Here is a 5,173-nt window from a genome sequence, read left to right as displayed (position 1 = left end):
GGGCAGTGCCCACCCTACTCCTTACCCTCGAACTGGAGTTTGTCAAAAATTTGGATAAAAAAAAACCGGCTCAAAAGAGCCGGGAAACGTCAATCAGGGTGCATCTACCATTCCTTTCTTCTTGAGATACCCCCTGCAATCCGGACAAATTATTGCTAGACTAGAGATTAAGCAGGCACAAAGCGAACCTGTGCCATCAGGCTGTCACTACATTTGCAAGGGAGAGGAAACGTCAATTAGGGTGCGTTCCTCTCGGGCCAATCGGGTTTCTATGTGTCTGCCCCGTCAATCACGCGAAGGGATTCTGCTTTCAGGAGCGATTCAGGGGTGCATCTGAAGGATCCAAATCCGTGCGATCGCTCCTCCACAACCCATAAAAAAAATCCCTAGCTCCTAACAACTAGGGATCTACTTTTGAGTGCATCTATACCTGATCCTTCTGAGATTTCTCGGCTTAACCGGATCAAGGTAAAGGATATCTGTAACCCGTTTAATATTAATTGGGGTTGAAGGCTTAAGGTGAACAGTCCGCAATTTTAGCGGGCTGATTCTCCCTTCTTTGTTAACCCGATCGCACGGTGGGTGGAATGTCTCAAGGGTCAGCAGATTAACAGACTATAAAGCTTAAAAAATTCCCGGCGTTTTGGTGCCGGGATATATCCATCAGGGTGCATCTACCACTCTATTGTTCTCGATAGAGCCAATGCATTCCGGACAGTTGTCAGCATTTCCTCAGAATTTTTTTGCAGTCATTGTTTAGGGGGTTAACAGCCAATTTTGATTGGGGAATGAAAAAGTTTTTTTGAGCGGGTAACTTTTCCCCAGCGTTTTCGTCTATCCGGAAAGACTTTATCCAAAATAAAGTTCTTCTAACTTGGGGAAATTGTTGAGGGTTCATCTATAAAGTTACAATTTAAATAGGGGATAAACTAATCCGAAGAAACTTGAAAAATGAGCAACTATCTGCCCATTTTTCGTGAGATTTTCCAGTCAATTATCCCATTTATTCCCTTAAAACTAGAGTTAAAAATACAGGGGGCCAGCCTTAACCTAACCGCAGGTCAGCCCCAGAAATAGCATATAAACAGTGAGCAGGAGTGCAGTGAAACTGTGAGCCAGAAATTTGAAGAATTACATATTTCTGTAACCCCAGTTGGGGACGATAAGTATCTGGTGCGGACTGAACAAGCACCAAAAGGCGTGCTACCGGCTGAAGAACAAGTGGTCTGGCCGGTAGAGGGATGGTTGAGCCAAGCGACTAAGCTAATGGAAGATCCATTATCGACGTTGATGCGCTTAAATGATCAACCCGATTCTTCCTCGGACTCCCCAACGGCCAATTCAGAACGGACTACATTAGGAAACTTAGTAGAACTGGGTCAGGAACTGTATCAGGCGTTGTTTCAAGGCAGCTTGCTCGATCGCCTGACTTCGGCCCAAGCGATCGCCCATAACCAAGGGAATGTGCTGCGATTACGCCTCGGACTCAAAGGACCTCACCTGCCTCGTCTCCCTTGGGAGGTGATTCACGAAGAGACCCGGGCGATCGCCACCGGCAAAGATCTGGTATTCTCTCGCTATCAACCCACCCTCGCCCCCGTCGCCCTCCCTGGAAATACCGGCGATCGGGTCAAAATTTTAATGGTCTTGGCCGCCCCTACGGACCGGGAAAATCTCGCCCTGAAACGGGAAACAATTCACCTGCAAGAAGACCTCAAAGCGCGCTGGCGCAGTGGCACTCCCGTTACCGGCAAACCCCCACAAATCCAACTGGATATCCTGGAACAACCCAACCGAGAAGAACTCACCCGCGCCTTAGAACAAAATCACTACCAAGTCTTACATTACTCCGGTCACAGCGATGTCGGTGTCGGTGGCGGTGAACTCTATCTCGTCAACCGGAAAACCGGCCTCAGCGAAGTTCTCACCGGCAATGACCTCGCCGGATTGTTAGTCAATGCGGGGATTCGCATGGCCGTCTTTAACTCCTGTCGCGGGGCCTATACATCCAGTTCTGACCCCACCGATGCCACCGGCAGACGATCGCTGGCTGAGGTCCTGGTCAAGCGGGGTGTCCCCGGGGTTCTGGCAATGGCGGAACGGATTACCGATGATGTCGCCCTGACTCTGACCCGGTTATTTTATTACAACATCAAACAAGGTTATCCCGTAGATCTCAGCCTGAATCGCGCTAGACAGGGGTTGATGTCCGCTTATGGTTCTCACCAACTCTACTGGGCGCTGCCCGTTCTGTATCTCCATCCTGAATTTGATGGGTATCTCACATCGGCACAAGAGACGACGGGGAACCCTCGCACGACCAAAGGCGATCGCCCGATTCCCCGTCAAACCTCCCCGATTCCCCAGGAAATCGCCGCAGCTAGTTCCCTATCCGCATTCTCTACCCCAGGGAATTCTCACTCCCGCGACGCTCTCGATTTCAGCACCATCCCCCCCTCCCGCACGGGAACAATGACGGTGCAAAGCGCTTTTGCCGAGGATGACCCCGAGTTGTTTGATGAGGGCGACCTCGAAGGGGTCTATGAAGATATCATGTATGACGAACTCGATGAGGATGAGGCCGTCTCCGTGGTGTCGGAGTTGTTCCGAGAAATGGTAGGTGAGACTGACCCCGAAACTGATGCCCTGCATCGTCAGAACAGCCAAGTCCAGAAGGCATTTGATATCCTCGAAGAAACCATCACGGAAGAGTTACCCCCAACGCCTAAGACTCCCCCTTACTCCGCCCAAAATTGGCCGTTACCGGCAACGGATGCGCCTGTGACTCAGCCGAGTCAGAATGCCTTGAGTACCGCCAAATCCTTTGGGTATAAATGGCGCGTGGCGATCGGTGCCGCAGTGGCGATCGCCATTGCCGGGGCCGGATTCTGGACCGGGCAAACTCGCTTTTCTGCCAGCACCCAAGGACCGGGGACCTTATTCCCCCCCACCGCTTCGATTGCCCTAGAGTCTACGTTACCTCGGGGCGATCGGGCCAATTTCAGTCAATTACAAACCCCAGAAGTCGGCAAATTAGCCTTTGCTTATTTTAATGAAGGGGATGCGATCGCCGGTCAAAAAGCGCTCGAAGAACTTCTCCAACCCCAACGCAGCGCCCTCAATTATGCCGAGGCGGTACTCAGTGGCGTTCCCGAACCTCATAAATTTGACTCCAGTATCACCTTCTTATGGGGTCGTCTCGCATGGCAAGCAGTCCTCTCGGGCAATCCTAAATACAGTTTGGATGATGTCCGCCGCTATTGGACTCGCGCTGTCCAACAAGAACCCAATAATCCCACCTATTACAATGCCCTAGGGTTTGCCTACTACGCTGATGGCAATTTCAAAAAAGCCGAAGATGCTTGGATGGAGTCATTAAAATTACTCGAAAAAATGCCCTTAATGGGGTCTAAAAATTCCACCACTCCAGAATCTGCGCCCCTGGAAAGTTATGATGCCTTAACTGCTTATGCTGGATTTTCCCTAGTTCTGAGTCGTTCTGCATCAGACTTACCCCCAGGCGATCGGGCTGAAGTCCTCAGTAAAGCCATTAAACTCCGCAAAATCGTCCTCACCGTCGATCCCTTGAGTTTCCAACCCGACGCCCTAGCAACCGACTGGATGTGGCCCGAATCCGCCCTAGAAGATTGGCGATCGCTCCTCATGACAAAAGAGTAATCCGCATAATCAAGGCTGAAACTCCCCATCTGTTCGTAGTAACGCCTTCAGGCGTTCTCAAAGTTGGTAGTAACGCCTTCAGGCATTACTACCAATCTTTTCCCTCGTCAACCTCACCGGAATTGCCTATCACTCATCATCCCGAACTTCTGGAACCTCCGTAAACCCAGGACTCACCAACACATTCCAAGAACTCCAAGCCATCCCCATCAACAGCACCCAGGCCAAAAGTCCCAACACCCAAGGTTGCCTCTGCAGAAATCGCACCAGAGACCCAGAAGCGGGTTGTTTCCTCACCCGACCTACCCTTTGCGGATGCCCCCCCGACCCCTGACCCTCCGGCAGCAGAGGGCGCCGGTTTTGTTCCCTCAACCGCTTCAAATAATCCAGATGAGCATCCTGACTCCCGCTTAACTCTCGCAATCGCGCCAACTGACTCTCCCGGTTTGGGATAAAAGCTCGCAACCGATTGATCTGTCGCCGATCCGATACTGTAAATGGTTTTAAAAGTCTCGAACTCATACATTGCTCCTCGAATCAATCACCAACCTGAGTGAGTTCTGATGGGAGCATCTCAGTTTTGCCTAAAACCGAATCTGACCTCTCCCCCCTGCCCCCCTCCCCTGCAAGGGGAGGGGGAAATTGACGTCTTTCTCCCCCTTCCCTTGAAGGGAAGGGGGCTGGGGGGTTAGGTCTCTTTATTGGGATGCACCCGTTCTGATTACCGCCTATTCTCTGTAATTGGCTGACCTTAATCCTTACTTTTATCAGTATGCCGCTCGATCGCTAACTCTATCAATCGGTCTACTAATTCCGTAAAAGAAACCCCAGTTTTGGCCCAGAGTTGCGGGTACATACTCAAGGCTGTAAAACCGGGGAGGGTATTAATTTCATTAATAAAAATCTCGCCTGTTGCTTCCACATAGAAAAAGTCCACGCGACTCAACCCGGCCCCATCAACTGCTTCAAAGGCCCGAATTGCCATCTCCTGAACTTGAGCAGCGACTGCCTCGGGTAAATCTGCTGGAATAAATAAGGAGGCTTTGCCATCAGTGTATTTGGTTTCATAGTCGTAAAAATCACTCTCATAAGTAATTTCTCCAACGACAGAAGCCTTGGAATTGTCATTCCCTAAAACTGCACATTCCACTTCCCGCGCTACCACTCCCGCCTCTACAATCAGACGGCGATCGTAACTGGCTGCACTATCTAAAGCCGCCTCTAATTCACTGCGCGATCGCACCTTGGAAATCCCCACCGACGAACCTAAATTCGCCGGTTTCACAAAGCAGGGATAGCCCAAATTTGCCTCAATTTCATCACAGAGTTTCGGGAACACACAAGGGTTGGACCAAACCTGCGATCGGGTGACTGCCATATACTTCACCTGGGGCAAATCCACACGACTAAATGCCGTTTTCATCGCCAATTTGTCCATCCCCACTGCCGAACCCATCACCCCAGTGCCAACAAAGGGGACCTGCATTAATGTCAG

3 protein-coding genes are annotated in these 5,173 nt (G+C 50.7%); 1 reads left to right on the top strand and 2 read right to left on the bottom strand.

All coding sequences use genetic code 11. The features are described from left to right. Positions 1–1,110: 1,110 nt before the first annotated feature. A complete protein-coding gene (locus J0895_RS23400) occupies positions 1,111–3,678 on the top strand; it encodes a CHAT domain-containing protein (protein ID WP_207090398.1) in 2,568 nt (855 codons plus the stop codon). 129 nt (positions 3,679–3,807) lie between these two features. On the opposite strand, the gene J0895_RS23395 is transcribed toward J0895_RS23400, so the two are convergent. Both J0895_RS23395 and J0895_RS23390 read right to left on the bottom strand, forming a co-directional pair. After that, complete coding sequence (locus tag J0895_RS23395) at positions 3,808–4,200, bottom strand: hypothetical protein (protein WP_207090397.1); 393 nt, start codon at positions 4,198–4,200, stop codon at positions 3,808–3,810. 229 nt (positions 4,201–4,429) lie between these two features. Next, the coding region (locus tag J0895_RS23390; protein WP_207090396.1) for a D-alanine--D-alanine ligase family protein at positions 4,430–5,173 on the bottom strand (744 nt) is incomplete at its 5' end.

This window comes from Phormidium pseudopriestleyi FRX01, from assembly GCF_017313335.1.
Lineage (GTDB): Bacteria > Cyanobacteriota > Cyanobacteriia > Cyanobacteriales > Laspinemataceae > Laspinema > Laspinema pseudopriestleyi.
The sequence above is the reverse complement of the archived record's forward strand: the minus strand, read 5'-3'. Positions and strand labels throughout refer to the sequence as shown.